The following is a 21,579-nucleotide window of genomic DNA, read 5'->3' on the forward strand; positions in this document are numbered from 1 at the left end:
TGCTCTAATCCATAGTACCCTAAATCGGTCACAACATATTCACAATGCTTAAATTTCTTAACCGTTTCTCTTGCCAGTTTGATGTCATGCTGACCGCCATTCGATATATCTAGCCCTATGGTTTGTTTACTCTTCGGATGATAGATCACTTGGGCCTTTAGCGTATGTTTCTTCTTTTTACCACTGTAGAACTTACTCTGATTTTTTTTCGGGCGTTCGATTGAACATTCTGTCGCATCAATAATGACCCAGTTCAAGTGTTCTTCTGCTGTGGTTATGCTTCGTTTTGGCAGGGTAAAACGTCTTGATTTCATCAATGCATCTTCAACCTTCTTAATGGTTCGATTCACATTACTTTCAGCGATATGGTAATTTGCCGCTAATTCCAGTTGAGTGCTGTAGTTGCGTAAGTAATTGAGAGTTAATAACAACTGATCCTCTATATCTAAAGCATGAGGTCGACCTGATTTCTTTTTGAGTAATTCTGCTTTTTCTAGAACCTCTACCATCTCAGTAAAAACTTGTCGAGGTACGCCAACTAAGCGTTTGAATTCAGGATCTGAAAAACGGTTTAATTTCTGATATCTCATGAAATTTATATGGAGGTGATTTTTACTTTCGCAAGAGGTCTAAAGTTCAACTTTTAAGGTAAGATTATCATGATTTTTTTGATCGCTCATCGCAATATGCTTTTTTCTTCTACACAGCATTATGTATGCTTGGGCTGTCGCATCTCATCCGCAAAGTTTAATCAGACTTTGAACCAAACCTCCCCCCCCTACTTAAAAAGACTTAAAATAGAGCTTTGATCATTGAATAATTGTATCAGAGTAGATTTGATTCTTACTTTATTTTCCTTTTGGCTGATCATACCACCGATTCTAAGTATGAAACCGAATGGAAAGATTGTCTGGGCTAACCAAGGATCCATGATAGGAAGACCAATTGGTTGTGCGAGAAATTTTAGGAATAGGCTTATTCATTTTGAGATTATATTACTCAATAAGCCTCCTATATGAGCTTTGTGTAACAAAGCCATACACAACTAACTTCTATGTCAAAAATATGAATAGATTATTTGTAAGTAAATATCTATCTAAAAAAATAATATATATTATTGATTTTAAAAAATTAAATAAATTTTAGATCAATAACACTCAACACATAAGAAGAAATAATCATTCATACAGAGTAAAAAAAATTAATATTTTAGAAAAAAAGTAGGAAACCATATTGATCAAAATTAAATCAAATGATAATTTCTAAAAAAAAAGAGATGAGTTCTAGGATGGTTTCAAGACAACAACAATTACGGTGGCTGCAGGAAGGACGTGGTCAAGGGCAATTAGACACATACAAGCCTTTTCTGAATGTCAGAGATAATAAGTCGCTGACTGAAAGATCGAGTCGTGTATATGGTTATAAGACCCAAAGGACTCACCATTTATTTTCTGACTTAGAATTAGCACTATTTTTAGCACTAGACAGAATTCAGGATATTGAAGATATACGGGAGCAAATCCCACTCGATCTTGAAACTACTGTTCAAATTGCTGAAGATCTAAAAATTCCACACCCCATTGAAAAAAATGTCCATCAAATCCTTACCTCAACATTTTTTATCGTCAATCACTCTCCTCTAAAGCCCCCTTGCTTTGTTGTAAAAGCGCTTAAGTCGATACACCTAGATCAAAAAAGGACCATTGCTCAATTAGAACTCGAGAGACGTTATTGGGAGCAAAAAAACATACCTTGGTTTCTCTTTACAGAAAAAGATATTTCATCTACAGCTATAGATAATATTAAATGGCTATACCCATTGAATAAAGTAAATAATGATATCTACACCTTCTCAAAAATGGATTTCTACCAAAATTATTTTCTTCAAAAACCTGAACTTACACTGATAGAGCTATCAAAATATCTTGATACTCACTACTCAATGGAAGCAGGTGCCTCTCTTCTAGAAATTAGGGAATTGCTTGCTCAGCGCTATTTTCTTTTCGATATCACTAAAGGCTATAGAAAGATTTGTGGTCGTGACATTGAGATCGGAAACATTCAACATTTGGAGAAACTTCGCAATGTTTCAGGTGAATAATGTTTATCAATTAGATCATGTTTTATTTCGGATTCTAAAAATATACCCTCAGTATTTAGTGTGGATGGATATACAGTCTAATAAAGCCTTGCCTGAACTTATCCCAATTTCTGAACTTGAACAACACGTTATCTCTGGTCAAGCCCAACTAGCACATGACCCCTTTTCAGATCTCTGTTTGCTCTCTGTAGATACAGGATCTATTTACCAGATAAAACGTGATCATAACTTTGCCATAATTAAAAGAATTATTGAGCATGAACGCTTTTATGATCCTAAAGAACGTGCTTATCTAATTGAACAAATTGTACAACAAAAAATCGCAACTAAACAAACGATTTATCGTCTATTACGATGCTATTGGCAACGTGGTATGACACCTAATGCGCTTATTCCTCAGTATTATAATTCTGGTGGAAAAGGGATAAAAAAAACCGTCACTGAAAAAAAATTAGGTCGACCACGTGTTATTTCTGTTGGTACAGGTGCATTAATTGATAAAAGCGTGGAAATATTATTTAAGAAAGTTATCAATCAATACTTACTCAATGACAAAAAAATTTCCATTAAATACGCTTACCGTAAATTTCTGATACTGTATCAGGAGGAATACCCTGATATACCAAAGACTGAGTATCCTTCTTTTTGGCAATTTAAATATTTTTATGAAAGAGATTTTAGCCGCACTTTTAGGCTTAAAAAGCGTTCTCCTCAAATTCAATATTTGAAAGATAACAGACCTTTATTGTCTACAACAAATTCACAAGTTTCAGGGCCAGGTTCTCGATATCAAATTGACGCAACAATTGCAGATATATATCTCATTTCTGACTCTGATCGCTCATGCATTATTGGTCGGCCAACTGTCTATTTTATGATAGATGAATTTAGTCGTATGGTGACCGGTATGTATGTTGGTCTCGAAAATCCATCATATGTTACGAGCATGCAAGTTCTACGTGTTGCCATGTGTGACAAAGTCAAATATTGTCAAAGTTTTGGCCGTGAAATACGTTCTGAGGATTGGCCCTGCATCGGTTTACCTGAAGCAATTTTAGCAGATCGTGGTGAACTACTCGGTCATCAAATTGAACACCTAGAAAAAAGTTTTGCTATCCGAATTGAAAATGCCCCTGCATATCGAGGTGATCTTAAAGGTATTATCGAGCGATATTTTCGTACCATACAGGCTGACTTTAAACCCTATGCACCAGGTGTTGTACAACCTATTAAAGAAAAGAAACGTGGGGGTAAAGATTATCGGCTAGATGCTACTCTGACCATACATGAGTTTACCAAGATTATACTTAATTCTGTGTTAATGCATAATCAGACACATGAAATCAGATCTTATGATCGTGATATCGATATGCCGACAGATCTTCCAAATATTCCATTACATCTGTGGAATTGGGGGATCCAAAATAGGACTGGTAAATTAAGAACAGCTTCTGAACGTGCGATCTACATTGCTCTCCTCCCCCGGACTGAAGCTACACTGTCGCATTTAGGCCTTAAAGTTTTTGGTGTTTACTATATTTGTAAAGAAATCTTAGAAAATGGTTGGATGCATCGCTCTACATCAATACAGCGCCCACAAAAATTAACCATAGCCTATGATTCGGCTAATGCTGAAAAAATATATGTGTTTTTTTCGCAGTCTAACTCTGAGTATTGGGAAGCACAACTAGCACAACGCTCAAGAGAATTTATAGGCTGTAGTTTTTGGGAAGTTTGGAAAGTTAAGAAGGAGCAAAAGTCTAGCCAGGCAAATTACCATACCTCATTACAAATTGCCCGTGCTGAATTAGAACGTTCAAATGAAGAAATCATTCAAAAAGCCCTTGAATCGACACGACAATCAACCCGAAGCAATGCTGATCGCCTTTCAACCATTAAAGAGAATCGTATAAAGGCACGCGACCAAGAAAGAGAAGTGCTCAAAGAATCAGTACCTACCCGTAAATCAAATCAAGAACGACCAAGCAATATCGTTTCTTTTTCAAAAGGTAAAGCACACACAGATGACCAGGATCAATACGATCGACCTGCATTTTTTGATCAATTATTCGATGATGATTAAAGTGAGGAAAAAAAATGAAAGTCAACGCCATTTATCAACCGAGCTTTGGTCAATATAGAGGCAATCCACTTATAGAAGCATTGCCGCCAATACGTAATTTCAACGATATTAAAACAGCTTTGAAATGTACAGTAGATATTAGTCCGCTTGAGAAACATGAACCCGGAGTGGTTAGAAGTCATCTGATTTCTCAGCTCATGAATAGTTTTTTTCTGCCTATTTCAAGACACTATTCACTTGAGCAAAAGCTTGGCATTATGATTCGTGATGGATATGTCGCACGTAATCTTGAAAAAGGTGAATTAGCTACTCACCTGCAAAATGGTTACGAACGAATGATGACAGGGGATATCCATGCGTTTCGATTTAAAACAGCACAATCGACTGCCAAGAGTATGTCTTTTATTGGCTGTTCAGGGAGTGGAAAAACCACCACATTAAATCGAATTCTAGCAACATATCCTCAGGTCATTTTTCACGAAAAATATAACTTCACCCAAATTGTCTATCTTAAAATTGACTGTCCACACGATGGATCATTAAAAAGCTTATGCTTACATTTTTTCAGAGCTGTGGATTCTGCAATTGGCTCAGATTATGAAAGAAAATATGCTTTAAAAAGGCATGGTGTTGAAACGCTGATGCATCTAATGAGCCAAATTGCCAATCTTCACGCGATTGGCTTATTAATCATCGATGAAATTCAACATTTGAGCGTTAATAAATCTGGGGGAGAGAAAAAGATGCTTAATTTTTTCGTCACCCTCGTCAATATCATCAGCTTACCTGTTGTAATGGTCGGTACACCAAAAGCACGCCCTATATTTGATGCTGATTTCAGATCAGCTCGAAGAGCAATTGGATTTGGGGCAGTATTATGGGAGCCGATCAAAAATGAAAAAAATAGTGTTTCTCCTCACACTCAGCAAGTGATCAAGTCTGAATGGGTGGGGTTTACAGATACACTTTGGAAATACCAATGGCTGACTAAAGCAGATCTTTCTCTATCTGAAGATATACGGGAATGTTGGTATAAACTATCTCAAGGTATACCAGATGTGGTGGTGAAACTGTTTGTATTGGCTCAGATCAGAGCGATCGAGACTGGGGTAGAACGTATTACGATCAGACTGCTAGAAACCACCTACATGCAGGACATGATCCCAATCCATGCCATGATTGAGGCATTACGCAGTGGGGATCCTCAAAGAATTGCACAGTACTCAGACTTAAGTATCCCTGAAGTCGACAAAAAATTACTGTACTTGCAGGAAAAGATTAGACAAGAACATGGCGAGAAAGATGATGTCGATATCTATGATGGAAACTCACAGGCGATTCGTCTGCATCGACTATTGGTTGAATTGGGGTATCAATCAGATCTACTCCCAAACATGATTAAAAGAGCATTTCAGTCTCATCAAAATACAGACATACAAACTTTGTTGCCTGTGATTATGGAATGGCTCAAAGATGAAAATGACCTCGAAAAAGTCATGGAAAATGATCAGAAAAAAGCGCTCCAATCCCCTCGAAAAGCTACCATCAAAGCTGCAGCATGGCATCAATTAGATAATGCTGACTTACGTTTTCAGTACAGTCAAAAAGACCCTCTTCTTTCATTTTATCGACACCTGAAAGATCACACAGGGTATGTAATTGATATTGAGCAATGGCTCAGGGAGAGTCATCAACATGTTTAATTTTCCCACGCCTTATCCTGATGAGTTGATTTACAGTACTGTAGCACGTGCTGGAGTACGTCTGGCCCTCACTAGCCCGAAACAACTCCTTGATGAAGTGTTTCAAAATCGTAAAGTTTCTGCAACGGTAGATCTTCCATGTCATCTTGAAAAAATTTTGCACTGGCTACCCCAAAGAATTTATGATTTAAATCATCTTATTGATAAACACACACTATTCCCAATATATGCTTGCTTTATTCCCGAAGAAAGACGCCAAAACTGCTTACATTTCATGCAAGGAGCATCGCATGGTGCTTTGCACTTAGCTGTAGGACTCAATGCATCAAAAGTTCATATTCCGGAATACTTACGCTACTGTCCTCAATGTTTCGAAGAACAATTACAAAGCTATGGCGAATGGTATTGGTCTAGACTGTGGCAAATTCCAGGTGTTAGTTGCTGTCCTCAACATGGGAAACTCCTCAATAGCAGCGTGCAATATAGATCCGTCCATAAGCATGAATTCAAAGCCGCTTGTTTAGAGAACTGTCCAACACATGCCCAAGAACCCGCCTCCCTAGATGAAATTTTGATTGCACAAAAAGCCATTGAACTTTGTTCACTTACAAACACCCCGTCTGCTAACTTAGCGCAATGGACACTTTTTTATAAAGACCTTGCCTTAAAACATCATATGGTCAAAGGCAAACATCACATAGTACATGAACTCATTTACCAAAAGATTATGCAACGTTGGCCGATGTCATTTCTAATACAGCATGGACTAAGTGATCTGTGTACGGAAAATAGCTGGCTTCATCATATGTTTAGAAAACATCGACGTAGTTTTTCTTACTTAGAACATTTAATCGTGATTGAAGCATTTTACGCTGGGAAGTCTTGGACTTTTCAAGAGATTCTCAAAGCGGTGAAAGCATATTCACCTACGCCAACAAGCTTCTGTGACAACACCGTAGGCGAAAAGTTACAACCCACAGTTATCCATACCCAACGTCATTTATGGTTAACTGCTTTAGCACAAACTTCTATTGTGAATGCAAGACGACAAAATACAGCCCTGTATGCTTGGTTATACCGTAATGATAAAAAATGGCTAGTAGAAACCAATGCTCAGAAACAGATGCCATTTATTCCATCTGGAAAAAAAGTCAATTGGAAACAACGTGATTGGGAAGGCGTCAAAACATTACTTCGCTTACACCAACAATTGCTGGAAAATCTTGACTCTCCTCGAAGAACAAGAACCTGGTGGATCAAACAGTTGTCAAGCCCGTCAACCATTGAAAAAAATCTCGCGAGCTTGCCATTGATCACCAAGTTTCTAAACACTTACCAAGAAGACACCAGCTGCTATCAAATTCGACGTTTATCACGTGAATTGCTTCTCACCAAACGCAATAATGAATCCATATCCTTATGGGTACTACTGAGAAAAACCGGTTTAACAACAGACAGAATGACTCAGGAAACACAGACCTTCCTTAACCATGTTATACAACACGATCAGCTGATTAAGGTGTAATAATGCTAAAAGACTTTCCTGAAAATACGATTATTCGTTCCATCGGCCCTATTTATAAAGAGCAGAGAAACAAAGCGTGGAAGATTAAACTCCATCTACAAGAGCTGGCATCGAAAAAACAATATACTCTAGGGTATAGATTCTCAAATATGCATCTTTTTGCACGCCAAAAATGTCTAAATCCAACACCCAATTCTAAATTACTAGAACCCCTCATTTTGACCTATAAAATTGAGCATCTTAGACGTTGGCATAACAGTTGCAACGTCTACAACCGGCAAAACCAAGTATCTCAGGTTATGACAGATGTAGAGCAGCGCTATGAAAATACTTGGGTACATTTACCCAAAATTGAACTGGCACGTGCCTTATTTTTTAATAATGCCTACCTTGCTCGCAATGCACTTCATCCAGAATTTTTAGATCTAGAATTTGCTGTACAGAAAATCTCGAAAGCGCATTACATCATTAATGAATTGGTGCCAAAAAGTTTTCCGGCTGCGCTATATGAGTCTGTTGAAATGCGCAGTGTATTGGCTTGGATTTTAATTAATCGTGAAATTAAAGCCTGCTATAAAAGTATCCATGCTCATTTTATGGCACAAAAATATACAGACCAATCAACAGAACTATGGAACTTTGACTTTAGTTGTCCATCTTTAAAAAACACCGAAATCACTGTAAAAGCTTACTATTCAAAAAAATCGAATCAGATTTATATTAATGAAATTCTCGAAATTAAGCATATACCCTCCAAGCTGCCTGATTTAATTGAATTTTCTAGCACCCGCTTCATCCAAAAACAAAATGAAGTTACCAGCGATAAAGTAAAAGGTGGTTATGGCATTGAAAAAATGCCGGATGAGCCTAAGATCGATGATGTTCAAGAAGCAAACTCTGATAAAGGGACGGTGATTATCAAATCTGAACCCGTCTTGCTTAGTTTTCAGCAACCCATCTGTACAGCAAAACGATATATCAAACGCAAAGGAGCAAATCAACCATATGGAGAAGAACAAGGCATCCTCGATGATCCTGAAGTGGTTGCAACAGATGAACCCTCTATCTTAGGGACCGTTGGCCAAGGTGAATTCATGGGGCTTGCAGAAGATGCTGAATACGCAGAATATTTCAGTAAAGGCTTTGATGCATTTAAACAGGTGATGATAGGTTTAAATGACGCAGAGATTATCAAATTGACATCAGAAGAACCATATTATCATCGACTACCTAAAGTCGGTAAATCACGATTAAATTATCTCATTCATCGAGATCAGCCTCGTTCTTTACTAGAGTTCAGATTTAATTACAAAAAGAGGCCTTTTAGTATCTTTGAAATCGATCTTGATGACCAGGCAAAAAACATTTCTACTCTTTTAATGCAATGGAATTTGCAAACAGAGTATGATGAAAAGATTATCAAAGAGCTGACCACATTAATCATAAAACATTCATTGCGTTGGCCAAAGAAAGAAAAACTTTCAAAATGGGGGATGGTAAAAATGATCAATCACCCTAAGAAGTCGAATTCATCCGTCGAATATACCTTAGATGAGATAAAAATCTGGCGACAGAATATCGCGAGGCATTTATCTTGTTTTGAATAATTGTAGGTAGATGGTGTCCACATGCATTCTACATCTATGAATGTGCTTATATCTTCATGCCGTCGTAAGCATCCGCTCAACACATGTTCTAAATTCCAACCATAAGCCTCAATTGAGTCCCCCCGTTAAAAATAATGGGGACTCAATTTACAATGACTCATCATCAAACATTCACTATATCTAACACTCAATAAAGAAAGACATTCAAAATTCAAAGCTAATCCAAGCTGATATTGATGAACCACCCCAATGATTTAAGTTATTGATCTATGTTTGATACTTATGATGGTTCACGATATCCATTTGGATTGTTTTTTTGCCAATTCCAGCTATCGCGTAACATATCGGATAACCCAAATTTCGGTTGCCAACCTAGCTCGCTGACTGCTTTGCTATTATCTGCAAAACAAGTTGCGATATCACCATCACGCCGTGGCACAAACTCATAATTGACTTTTACACCATTCACTTGCTCAAAGGCAGCAATGACTTCTAATACCGATACGCCTTTTCCAGTACCAATATTCCACGCATCGCAACCGGTTTGTTTTAAACGATATTGTAGCGCTGCTAAGTGTGCACTGGCTAAGTCAACAACATGAATATAATCACGTACACCCGTGCCATCTATAGTGGCATAATCATTACCAAAAATAGCCAATTTTTCTCTTAAACCTACCGCAACTTGGGTCACATATGGCATGAGATTATTAGGAGTCCCTTGCGGATCTTCCCCAATTTGACCACTGTGATGTGCACCTACAGGGTTAAAATAACGTAATAAAGCAATGGACCAACGTGGCTCACTCAATGCTAATTTTTGTAGCAGTTGCTCTACAATCAGTTTGGTATAGCCATAATTATTGGTGGTATTGCCTGTAGGTATGCTTTCATTAAGCGGTGATACATGCTTTTCACCATAAACGGTAGCAGATGAACTAAAGACTAAATTAAAAACCTGTGCCTTTTGCATCGCATTAAATAAAGTCACTGAACCTGAAATATTATTGTCAAAATACTCAAGTGGCTTAGTCTGACTCTCACCTACCGCTTTTAAACCAGCAAAATGAATAACTGCATCAATTTGATAATCATTAAAAATTTGCTCAAGTAAATGACTATCGCGAATATCACCTTCAATAAACGTAAGTGCTTTATTGGCAAGGCGTTGTATACGATGAAGAGCCTCTGTAGAACTGTTAGATAAATTATCTAACACAATAACCTGATCACCTTGTTCTAAGAGTTGTAAACAGGTATGCGAACCAATATAGCCTGCTCCGCCTGTGACTAACACCTTAAGCATAAACGCCCTCGAAATTTGATATTAGTTGAATTAGTTTAAATTTTACAGATTGTCTTTAGACGATTGACTAGAAAAACGTTCAGCACCTACCACTTGATCAGGGGCGTTAATTCCCTCTTTGATCAGCATCACTTTAACCGTTTTAAACATAATCTTAAAATCTAACCAAAGACTGCGTTGTTCGACATACTTGACATCTAAAGCAAACTTTTCTTCCCAAGATAAATTATTACGACCACTGACTTGTGCTAAGCCGGTCATACCTGGTTTAACTTCATGTCGGCGCATTTGCTCAGTTGTATAATGTTCTAAAAAGTCTTTCATTTGTGGACGTGGACCTACAATACTCATGTCACCCTTTAACACATTAATTAACTGAGGCATTTCGTCTAAACTGGTAGAGCGTAATTTATGCCCAAAAGGCGTAATACGTTGATCATCAGGTAAAGGATTACCATCTTTGTCAGTCGCATTTAACATGGATCTAAACTTAATCATGTTAAAAATCTTTGCGTGTTGACCAGGACGCTCTTGATAGAAAAAGATAGGAGAACCAAGATTTTTTCTTACTTTATAAGCAACCCAAATAAAAACAGGTGAAAGTAATATAAGTGCAAATAATGCAATAATAATATCTATAAATCTTTTCATATCCACGCTCAAGATTTCGCTTTTTTTAAAGAACTTCGTTGATAATTGAGATAATTTTTTGCATCGCAATCGGTTCCGAATAATGTTGTGTTAATATCTGCCGAGATGAATGATAACGTTGCTTAGAAAAATTATCACTGATTTCTAAAAACTTAGCAGCCAATTGTTCTGGATTTCCTGCTGGTACTGTCCAACCAATACGATGGTGTTTTACCATAGAGGATACCTCTGAATTTTCATCCATAATAGATAAAATTGGTTTATCAGCTGCCATAGAGTAATAAGCTTTACTAGGTACACCTAAACCATACATCCCATCAGCTAACGTGACAATCGCAATATCACCTGCACAGAGCCCATCCGATTTTCTTGTGGGATCCAAGCTACCAATATATTTTATATTTTCGTCATTTAAATCAGTAATCGCCTGTTTTAAAGTATTTTCGTATGCTCCGGCCCCAATAAATAACACTTTGGGTCTTTTAGGCTGAGGCAATAATTTTAAAGCTTGAATAATATTATCAATACCTTGTACACGACCAATATTACCAAAGAAGTTAAATATAGGTCCTTTATCTTGCCAAGATAATTTTTTTAAGATTTCATTATTTTCTTTTTGTTGGACTTCAATATCTCGATGATCAATCCAATTTTGAACAATTATTGAATCATGGTTATTCACCTTCTGATCAATCAAATCCTTCATATCCTGACCAATCACAATGCGTCTATCTGCAGCAGCATAAAATTTATCAAAGCAGTATTTTAGTAGCTTATAAAATAAATTTTTAGGAGTGAATACATTTGCAGCCACTAAGTTTTCCGGGAAAACATCATGTACTAACAAAATCCAGTTAAACTTTTTTACCTTTTTTGCAATATAAACAATAGGTAGAAGAAAAACTGGTGTTGTCCCAGTAAATACTAAGTCCCCTTTTCTTACATTACATAAAATCTTTATTAAAAAGCTAAGAGAAATAATTAGTTCAAAGATAAATCTTTGAACTAATTTTTTTTTATTCAGGTTAACATCAGCCACTAAAATAGCATTTTCTATGACATGATCTTTATCTTGTTTTACAATTAAATTAAGATCATCTCCATAGTGCTGTTTTAAATTTTTATACAACTTATCAAATAAATATCCAGTTGTATTTTGTGTCGGAAGAATAAATTCCGAAACTAAAAAAATTTTTTTCATGTTAACCTGCTGTAAATTAGTACTTTTTCCACACTACGCGATTCACATAATCGGTATAACTCAAAATAATACGCACAACTTTTTCACTGACATTTGGCATACTATAATCAGCAACTAAGCGTAATAAGCGCTGCTCACCACGTGCTTGCTGCTCAATAATCTCCAAACCTTGCAAAATACGTTCAGCCTTTAAGCCCACCATCATGACTACAGCCTCTTCCATGCCTTCAGGACGTTCATGTGCTTGGCGTAAGTTTAAAGCAGGAAAATTCAAAATAGAGGATTCTTCATTAATCGTACCGCTATCTGATAAAGTTGCCTTTGCAGATAATTGAAGCTTATTGTAATCACTAAAGCCTAAAGGTTTTAATAGCTGCACTAATGGATGAAACTCAATATTTAACTGTTCAATACGCTTCCGAGTGCGTGGATGTGTAGAAACAATTACAGGAAATTGGTACTTTTCTGCAACCGCATTTAGCATCTCGACCAAATCTAAAAAGTTTTGATCTGAATTGATATTTTCTTCACGATGCGCACTCACGATAAAATATTGATGCTCTTTTAAACCTAAGCGATCTAATACATCCGAAGCTTCAATTTTAGCTTTATAGTGATGTAGCACTTCAAACATTGGGCTACCTGTTTTAATAACTTGATCTGCAGCTAAGCCCTCTGCTAACAGATAATCCCGTGCAATCGTACTATAAGTTAAATTAATATCAGCTGTATGATCGACAATACGGCGATTAATTTCTTCAGGCACACGCATATCAAAGCAGCGATTCCCTGCTTCCATATGGAAAGTGGGAATTTTACGACGTTTTGCTGGAATTACTGCCATACAGCTATTCGTATCACCCAATACTAATAAGGCTTCAGGCTGAACTTCTTCTAAAACTTTATCTACAGCAATAATTACATTGCCGATGGTTTTTGCACCTGTATTACCTGCAGCATTTAAGAAGTAATCTGGCTTACGAATACCTAAATCAGTAAAGAAAATTTCATTCAGCTCGTAATCATAATTTTGTCCTGTATGCACTAAAACATGATCAAAGTATTGATCACAGGCTTGCATGACACGAGATAAACGAATGATTTCTGGACGGGTACCGACAACCGTCATTAATTTTAACTTTTTCAAAATGTTAACTCTTAATTTGTTAATGGCATAGCATAAGTATCAGGCTTCTCACGATCAAAGATCTCATTTGCCCACAACATGACAATCATTTCTTCATCACCAATATTTGTAATGTCATGTGTCCAACCTGGTACAGTTTCAACAATGCGTGCTTCTTCACCTGTAGTTTCTAATTGATAGAATTCACCTGTCACTACATGTTTAAACTTAAATAAAGCTTTACCTTTAATTACTAAGAATTTCTCAGTTTTACTATGGTGATAATGTCCACCACGAGTAATACCTGGATGCGCTGTGAAATAAGAGAGTTGTCCTGCATTAGGTGTTTTAAGCATCTCAACAAATACACCGCGCTGATCACCATGCTTAGCAACTGTATAATCAAATTGATGAGGCTGTAAGAAGCTTAAATAAGTTGAATACAATGCGCGGGTTAAACCTGTCCCTACAGCCTCTGTTACTAGGCTATGGCGTGATTGTTTAAATTTCTGCAAGGTTTCTGCTAAATCACCGACACTAATTTGGTATTCGGGCTCAATCTCGAAGGTTTGAGCAACTTGCTTAGTCGCCTGAATGATTGACCAGAAAGTTTCTACTACATCATCTACATACACCAAACGAATAAGAGCGTTGGCATCATTAATTTGAATAGGTAAATCGTTGGCGGTGTTATAACAGAACGTTGCTACAGCAGAATTATAATTAGGACGTGACCACTTACCAAAAACATTCGCTAAACGACAGATGAATACTGGATTACCTTGTTGTTGATGTAAGTCTCTGACAACTTGCTCACCGCCTAATTTACTTTTTCCATAAGCATTGTCACGCTTTGCTTGAATAGATGAAGATAAAATGATAGGTGTTAGCTTTTTAGCTTCTTTTAAGATATTCACGATTTTTTCAGTTAAACCGATATTACCATCAATAAATTCACTGTCATGAACGGGACGGTTAATACCAGCTAAATGCACAATCCAATCTGCATTTAATACATCTAATTTAAGTTGATCTAAGCTTGAATTACGATGAAATTCTAAAATTTCGACTGTTGGCTGTTCTTTTAAAAATTGGATAAAATTTTTAGCAATAAAACCTTGTGAACCTGTAACTAAAATTTTCATATTAGGCCTCAGGATCAACATATTGACCTTGTGTTAAGGCCCGAATAAATTCTAACTTCAGGAGTAGTTTTTTCATTCCTTCGACATCTAAACGCTCAGTGTTATGAGAATTATAATCGTCAAGTTGAGTAATTTTTAAATCACCATCTTCAACATATTTTGCATAATTTAAGTCACGTTGATCTGCAGGTACTCGGAAATAATTCCCTTGATCAAATGCTACAGCCATTTCTTCACGGCTTAATAAAGCTTCATAGGCTTTTTCACCATGACGTGTACCCATTACTACAATTGGATGCTCAGATACATTCAAAAGCTGTGTTAAAGCTTGAGCCAATACCTCAATCGTTGCTGCTGGTGCTTTTTGTACAAAAATATCGCCATTTTCACCATGTTCAAATGCATACAGCACCAAATCAACAGCATCATCCAAGGTCATCATAAAGCGTGTCATATTAGGGTCAGTAATCGTTAAAGCTTTGCCTTGACGAATTTGATCCACAAATAAAGGAATAACCGAACCACGGGATGCCATTACATTACCGTAACGCGTACAACAAATAGTTGTGTCTAAGTTTTCCAAATTACGTGATTTAGCCACAATGACTTTTTCCATCATTGCTTTTGAAATACCCATAGCATTAATTGGGTAAACTGCTTTATCTGTACTTAAACATACGATACGTTTTACACGGTTTTGAATTGCTGCTTCTAAAACATTTTCAGTACCAATTACATTGGTTTTTACTGCTTCCATTGGATGGAATTCGCATGATGGTACTTGCTTTAAAGCAGCAGCATGATAGATATAATCAACTCCACGTGTAGCATTTAAGATACTATTGTAATCACGCACATCACCAATATAGAATTTAAGCTTAGAAGATTGATATTTTTTACGCATATCGTCTTGCTTTTTCTCATCCCGACTAAAGATACGAATTTCTTTAATGTCAGTTTGCAAAAAGCGTTTTAGAACTGCATTACCAAATGAACCTGTGCCACCTGTAATGAGTAAAATTTTATCTTTAAACATGTGGATGAGTTTCCTTATTTAAACAATTTTCAATAATCTGTATATATTTTAGAGCACGTTGTCTTGCACTAGAAAAATTCTTGGCATATTTTTGAGCAGCTGTTAATTTTCTATCCAGTTCAATAATATTAGTTTGTTTGATAAAATCATTAATAACTGCTGCGCCAGATTCAGGATCTGTTGGTTCAAAATAAAATGCAAAATCTGAACAAACATCTTTTATAAAATCACGATCAGAGGCGAATAGTGGCTTCTTCATAATCATTGCCTCTAAAGGTGTGGCCGAAAAACTCTCTAAAAGGCTAGGAAATATAATTGCGTCCATCTTTTCATAGAAACATGGACATTCAGCTACTTTTAAGGATCCAATATTATTAATTTTTGACTGAAAATCTATCGACTTATTATTCCATTCGCTTTCATTAAAAGTCACGTAAAAATCAACTTCTTGATTATATCTACTCTTTAAAATATCTTTAATTTTGGGCAATATATCAGTGTTCTTATGAAAATAATCTCTACTAATTAAACCAATTTTAAATTCATTAGAATCTTCAATATTAACATCCTCCCATTTTTCAGGAGAAAAATATAAATTTGAAACAGTATTATAAACAACTTCTATATCATTTTTTTCAAAAATATTTTGATCAATTAAACCCTGCTTAACATGATCGAGTTCAACAATACAAAAATCTGATTTTTTAAAAAAATATTTTTGCATGAAAAATTTCATCTTAAATTTTAATTTTTCTATATTTGATAGTAAGTTATAACATTCATTATTAGGATAAATAATCCAAGCCTGAGCAAAGCCAACTAGATTTATTCCTTTTACTGGATAATAACAGGGACCAAAGATAGTAAAAACCAGATCATAGGCATCAAATATATCTATATTTTTATTATATTTTTTTAGTCCGAAAATATTGTGAACTTTATAATTTTTAAAAAAATTTTTAGTAGAATAACTAATATTTTTATCTACTTCAGAAGAAACCATAATATCAAATTTTTTAATTATATTATTTGATAAAAATGGTAGCTCATTAATAAATGAGCTAGCAACTTGTACTCCACCCCCATTATGTAAATTTGAAGCATTAATAAGAATTTTCATATCGCACCCATAAAAGTATTACTGTCTTTGTTTAAATATTATTACAGAAAAAACCAATGCTAAACTCGTCCAAAAATATCCAGATGAGTAGATTGAACCTGAAAACATTCCAGATATAAAATTATCTAAATAAAATATAGAAACCCAGAAATACTTGTACTCTAAAATTAATGATTTTATCATAATATAAAATGATGATAAAATAAAACAAACACCACCTAAGAATCCAGTTGCCATTAAAGATTCTATATAGATATTATGAGGATAAAATCCATATTTATATTCTTCTAAGCCTGAGCCAAATAGCGGGTTACTAAAAAAACCTGATAGAGCATTCTTATATAATGTCAACCTATCATCTTCCAAAGATTTCTGAACAGCAGTGTCACCATAAATTCTATTTAAAGTCTGAATGTCATACTCATTGCTTATAAAGTTAAGTATGTATAAAAAAAATGTAAAACAAATTATTAAAGATATAGGTAATATAATATAGAAATATTTATACTTCTTAATTGTTAATATAATAAATATCACAAATAAGGCAATTAATGGACCTCTAGAATTTGCAAGAAGGGTCAAATAAAATCCGGAACACATACCTAAAATTGAAAAAATTAATTTTATTTTATTTTGATTATAATTAATATAATAATAACTTAATGAGAAAGCCAATACACCAATATGCCCTAATGATATAGGATTAATTGAATTTAATCTAAATCTACCTGTATTATAAGTATCATAACTTAAAGATGATTGTACATAACTATTTCCATAAATAATACATAAAATTGATACTATAACAAATGATATATATAAATATAAACTTAGTTTCTCATTAACTCCCTTTCCATCTTTAGAAAAAACAATACACAAAAATGGCAATAAACATACACCATAAAACCATATCCAGTAATATAAAGGCGATTGATTTAAAGGAAGATTAAAAACTACGGTATCTAAACCTATCCTAAATATATAAAGAACAATAAATAAAAACATAAAATTCAAGAATATATTTTTTTTTACATTATATACGTATTTAATAGAAAAAGTTAAAACAACTATTGATAATGTAGCAACGGATAACCTTAATAAAACTGAAAAAAAATAACTATCTGTTCCTAATATCTGTGAAATTACACCAACTATTGGAAATCCTATAAGTGAAAGATAAACTATATATGATGTTAAGGTGTCAACTTTAAAATTCATTTTACAAATCTTCAACTAAATCAAAAAATCTTTCAGCCATATTATCAATATTAAACGTTAAATTTATTTTATTTAAATTTAACATCGAATGTTTTAGCATAATATCTTTATTTATAAAATACTGATCAATACTTTCAGCTATTGAATAGATGCTATTTTTCGAATAAAAAGTTCCGCCTGAAGAATCTATTAAAGCAGAAACTTCTGGACCATGATGTTTATGATTATTATGAATAATACATGGCAATCCATATGACATTGCATGAATTAAACTTAGACCAACATTACCAGGATAAATAAATAATGCACATTTATTTACTACTTTAGATATCTCTTTTTCATCAGTTAGAGAACCATGAAAAATAACATTATTATTTATAGATTTTTCGTTTACAAAAATTTTACATATATCTAATAATTCCCCATTACCAATTATATTCAACTTAATTTTTTCTCTAAATTTAGAAATAGTTATTGCTTCCAAAAGTTGCAATAGATTACTTTTTTCTGTTAATCTACCTATAAATAAAATACTATACTCCCTATCTAAACTATATTCTTCTCTAAGCTTTGAAATATTTCTTAAATCAAGGCCGTTATTAAGACCTATTATTGGTTTATTACTAACCTTACCTATCTTAGTTTTTTTATAATCTAAACATTCTTTGTCAGTATAAAACATAATTGCAGAAGATAATTGTAATAAAAGCATCCTTAGCATAAATCCAAATTTACTACTTGTAGCACTCCAAAATTGTCCCCAAAATATTGTTTTTTTTCCTTTCATTTTTAGATAAAACATTAGGTACAAAAAACTTAAATTTCTAGGTGCAGCACCTAAAACAATAATATGATATTGATTAAAATCAACATTAGTTAAATTTTCCAGCCAAAAAAAATTACCTTTAAGATATGATTTTAATTTACCTATTTTTTTCACATAACTTACATCTTCTTCAGCATTAATACTCCCAAAATTGCTATCAGAAATAATCAATGTTAAATCATACTTTTTTGCCAACAAATCAAAAAATGGCTTTCTATATACTGGAAAGTATTCTTGGATAATTAGAACTTTTTTCTTCATGTCAATTTCTCAGTTTTGTAAGCTTTAAACTTGTCAACGTTTAACTTAATTATAACAAAAAAAATCAAATTAATTATTAAAAGTGATACACTCATAGAGATCACCGCAGAGTAAGAATTAATCATAAGTATATAGAAAATAGGAAAAACACCGAAATCACGAACAAATCTAAATGATAAATTAGTATACCAAGAACTATGCAGTAGAGAATATTGAAAGTATACATTAGACATACTATTAAAGACTACCATCAACAATAATATAGGCATAATCTTATACAGACTTGAATATTCATTCCCATAAAAACCTATTATGATTGGTAAAAAAATATAGAGAGTTAAAGAAAATAAAATGGTAATAATCATATTAAACAGAACACTCTTTTTTAAAATATTTTTAGCATCTCCTAAATTTTGGCCTATCTTTGCTAAAATTAAATTCTTTAGAACTCCAGGGATAAATGCAACCAACATACTTAATTGAATCGCAATATTGTATAATGAAACTTGAGTATAGCTCCCATACTTTACAACCAAGTACAACAAAAACCAACTAGATATATAATACATATATTCTTGAATAGCCAATGGAGAGCTAAATATCAATATATCTTTGTTAAGCTTTTTACTATCTATTTGAAACTTAAAACTTACACTATTATACAGAAAAATTATTTTTAAAAGGTGATTAAAAATCAAAGAAATAAATGCACCAAATAAACCATAATACTTAGTCAAAAAAAGTATAATTAATATATTTAAAATAAAAGTTAATATATTTATTTTTGCCAATAACACAAATTTATTTTCACCTTGAATTATAGCCTCTAATATTAATTTTAAATTTAAAAAACCAAGCAATAAAAATAAAACAATCCAGTCACTTAATTCAATATTATATTTGTTTTTTAAGAAAAATGTTACAAACCCTGCCATAATCCAAAGAATTAAAGAAATTTTAAAAATGGTATTAATAGCTAGTTGCTTACTATTTTCATCTTTATTTTTTGATAAAAAAATAATTAAGGAAACATTGGCTCCATATAAGCAAAATATAGATAAAGTAGTGACTGATGTTAAGAAAAATGTATATTCTCCAAAAACTGTACTACCGAGATAATTTATTAGAATATAGGTTATTAAAAGAGCCTGCAGAGCATTAACTCCAGACCCTAAAACCGTCCAAATACTATCTCTAAAAAATGTACTTTGAAAAATTTTCATTTATAATCTTAGTGTACTATCATTTATATCTAATACATATTTCAAGTCATACAGTACATGTTCAGCTTTACCCAAAGCACGGATCGCATCGGCGCCCATTTCTTTAAATTGCTGATGGGCAACAGCTAAAATCACAGCGTCATATTGACCATTTTCAAGTGTTTGCACTGGGGTAATGCCATACTCATGTTCTGCTTCTTTAGCATCTACCCAAGGATCATAGATATCAGCATCAATATGATATTCCTGAAGCTCATGTACGATGTCAATAATTTTGGTATTACGAATATCAGGACAGTTTTCTTTAAAACTTAAGCCCAATACCAAAACTTTTGCACCTTCAACTTGAATACGCTTTTTTAACATCGCTTTAACAAGTTGAGTAACAACATAAGCGCCCATCCCATCATTTAAACGGCGACCCGCCAAGATAATTTCAGGGTGATACCCAATCGACTGCGCTTTATGAGTTAAGTAGTACGGATCAACCCCGATACAATGACCACCGACGAGACCTGGACGGAACGGCAGGAAGTTCCATTTGGTACCTGCCGCTTTTAATACTGCTTCGGTATCAATCCCCATTTTATTAAAGATAACAGCAAGTTCGTTAATAAGTGCAATATTGACGTCACGTTGGGTGTTTTCAATGACCTTAGCTGCTTCAGCCACTTTAATGCTTGATGCTTTATGCGTACCGGCTTCAATAATCAAGTTATAGACTTCATCGACAAAATCAGCGACTTCAGGCGTAGAACCTGAGGTAATTTTTAAAATATTGGTCACACGGTGTAATTTATCGCCTGGGTTAATACGCTCAGGACTGTAACCCGCAAAGAAGTCTTGATTAAATTTAAGCCCAGACACTTGCTCTAAAACAGGAATACAACTTTCTTCTGTGGCACCTGGATACACTGTTGATTCATAAACGACTACATCACCTGCTTTAAGTACCTGACCAATACTTTGTGAAGCTTTAACCAGTGGCATTAAATCAGGTTGTTTAAACTCATCAATAGGCGTTGGAACAGTCACAATAAAGAAGTTACAGTCTTTTAAGTCTTCTAAATTCGCTGTATAGCTTAAATGTGTCGATTGTGCTAGTTCTTCTGGTGATACTTCTAAGGTATGATCTTGACCACTTTTGAGTTCATAAATGCGTTTTTGATGAATATCAAACCCTACAACTGGTACTTTTTTCCCAAATTCTACTGCTAAAGGTAGGCCTACATAACCTAAACCAATAATTGCAATTTTAAGTTCCGAGATTTGTAACATCCACTTAAGCCTTATGTTATTTATTTATGTCTATTCATAGATCAATAAAATCAGCACGTAATATAACAGATTTTGAATAAAATCAGAAAATACAACTCATAAAATTTTATATATTTGCATCAAATACAGGATACATTTAATACGACATAGAAATAAAAATAACTAAATT

General features: G+C 34.1%; 17 protein-coding genes. 5 read left to right on the forward strand and 12 right to left on the reverse strand.

The genetic code is table 11. The features are described from left to right. On the reverse strand, positions 1 to 590 hold a 590-nt coding region (locus tag AC5YCD_RS13230; RefSeq protein WP_496130475.1), incomplete at its 3' end, for a transposase. Positions 591 to 1,288: 698 nt separating this feature from the next. Here AC5YCD_RS13230 and AC5YCD_RS13235 point away from each other — a divergent pair. Genes AC5YCD_RS13235 through AC5YCD_RS13255 form a run of 5 tightly spaced genes read left to right on the forward strand, consistent with a single transcriptional unit; the run spans position 1,289 to position 9,019 of the window. Further along, a complete protein-coding gene (locus tag AC5YCD_RS13235) occupies positions 1,289 to 2,101 on the forward strand; it encodes a TnsA endonuclease C-terminal domain-containing protein (RefSeq protein ID WP_104504133.1) in 813 nt (270 codons plus the stop codon). Further along, complete coding sequence (locus AC5YCD_RS13240; protein WP_496130476.1) at positions 2,085 to 4,184, forward strand: TnsB C-terminal domain-containing protein; 2,100 nt, start codon at positions 2,085 to 2,087, stop codon at positions 4,182 to 4,184. Before AC5YCD_RS13235 ends, AC5YCD_RS13240 begins: the two co-directional genes overlap by 17 nt. Positions 4,185 to 4,198: 14 nt before the next feature. Then, positions 4,199 to 5,887 carry an AAA family ATPase gene (locus tag AC5YCD_RS13245; protein WP_496130477.1) on the forward strand — a complete coding sequence of 563 codons (1,689 nt, stop codon included), beginning with the start codon at positions 4,199 to 4,201 and terminating at the stop codon, positions 5,885 to 5,887. Beyond that, positions 5,880 to 7,412 carry a TniQ family protein gene (locus tag AC5YCD_RS13250; RefSeq protein ID WP_496130478.1) on the forward strand — a complete coding sequence of 511 codons (1,533 nt, stop codon included), beginning with the start codon at positions 5,880 to 5,882 and terminating at the stop codon, positions 7,410 to 7,412. Before AC5YCD_RS13245 ends, AC5YCD_RS13250 begins: the two co-directional genes overlap by 8 nt. A gap of 2 nt (positions 7,413 to 7,414) precedes the next feature. After that, on the forward strand, positions 7,415 to 9,019 hold the full coding sequence (locus tag AC5YCD_RS13255; protein WP_496130479.1) for a Tn7-like element transposition protein TnsE: 1,605 nt from the start codon (positions 7,415 to 7,417) through the stop codon (positions 9,017 to 9,019). A 280-nt stretch (positions 9,020 to 9,299) separates the two neighbouring features. On the opposite strand, the gene galE is transcribed toward AC5YCD_RS13255, so the two are convergent. Genes galE through tviB form a run of 11 tightly spaced genes read right to left on the reverse strand, consistent with a single transcriptional unit; the run spans position 9,300 to position 21,410 of the window. After that, positions 9,300 to 10,325 (reverse strand): UDP-glucose 4-epimerase GalE, encoded by a 1,026-nt coding sequence (gene galE, locus AC5YCD_RS13260; protein WP_496130480.1) that lies wholly within the window; start codon positions 10,323 to 10,325, stop codon positions 9,300 to 9,302. Between the two features lie 42 nt (positions 10,326 to 10,367). Continuing rightward, entirely contained in the window at positions 10,368 to 10,976 is a 609-nt protein-coding gene (locus AC5YCD_RS13265; RefSeq protein WP_496130481.1) for a sugar transferase, read from the reverse strand. 25 nt (positions 10,977 to 11,001) lie between these two features. Then, a complete protein-coding gene (locus AC5YCD_RS13270) occupies positions 11,002 to 12,177 on the reverse strand; it encodes a glycosyltransferase family 4 protein (RefSeq protein WP_496130482.1) in 1,176 nt (391 codons plus the stop codon). Between the two features lie 16 nt (positions 12,178 to 12,193). Continuing rightward, positions 12,194 to 13,324, reverse strand: a complete 1,131-nt coding sequence (gene wecB / locus AC5YCD_RS13275) for a non-hydrolyzing UDP-N-acetylglucosamine 2-epimerase (protein WP_496130483.1) — start codon at positions 13,322 to 13,324, stop codon at positions 12,194 to 12,196. An 11-nt stretch (positions 13,325 to 13,335) separates the two neighbouring features. Beyond that, entirely contained in the window at positions 13,336 to 14,448 is a 1,113-nt protein-coding gene (gene wbjC, locus AC5YCD_RS13280) for a UDP-2-acetamido-2,6-beta-L-arabino-hexul-4-ose reductase (protein ID WP_496130484.1), read from the reverse strand. A gap of 1 nt (position 14,449) precedes the next feature. Next, entirely contained in the window at positions 14,450 to 15,484 is a 1,035-nt protein-coding gene (locus tag AC5YCD_RS13285) for a polysaccharide biosynthesis protein (protein WP_496130485.1), read from the reverse strand. Continuing rightward, positions 15,477 to 16,604, reverse strand: a complete 1,128-nt coding sequence (locus tag AC5YCD_RS13290; RefSeq protein WP_496130486.1) for a glycosyltransferase — start codon at positions 16,602 to 16,604, stop codon at positions 15,477 to 15,479. Before AC5YCD_RS13290 ends, AC5YCD_RS13285 begins: the two co-directional genes overlap by 8 nt. 18 nt (positions 16,605 to 16,622) lie before the next feature. Beyond that, positions 16,623 to 17,822 (reverse strand): O-antigen ligase family protein, encoded by a 1,200-nt coding sequence (locus AC5YCD_RS13295; protein ID WP_496130487.1) that lies wholly within the window; start codon positions 17,820 to 17,822, stop codon positions 16,623 to 16,625. Between the two features lies 1 nt (position 17,823). Further along, entirely contained in the window at positions 17,824 to 18,909 is a 1,086-nt protein-coding gene (locus tag AC5YCD_RS13300) for a glycosyltransferase (RefSeq protein ID WP_496130488.1), read from the reverse strand. Next, positions 18,906 to 20,132: an oligosaccharide flippase family protein gene (locus tag AC5YCD_RS13305; protein ID WP_496130489.1), complete on the reverse strand. Its 1,227-nt coding sequence runs from the start codon at positions 20,130 to 20,132 to the stop codon at positions 18,906 to 18,908. Before AC5YCD_RS13305 ends, AC5YCD_RS13300 begins: the two co-directional genes overlap by 4 nt. Beyond that, positions 20,133 to 21,410, reverse strand: a complete 1,278-nt coding sequence (gene tviB, locus AC5YCD_RS13310; RefSeq protein WP_496130490.1) for a Vi polysaccharide biosynthesis UDP-N-acetylglucosamine C-6 dehydrogenase TviB — start codon at positions 21,408 to 21,410, stop codon at positions 20,133 to 20,135. It abuts the gene before it with no gap. Between the last annotated feature and the right edge of the window lie 169 nt (positions 21,411 to 21,579).

This window comes from Acinetobacter sp. CY05 (genome assembly GCF_059515805.1).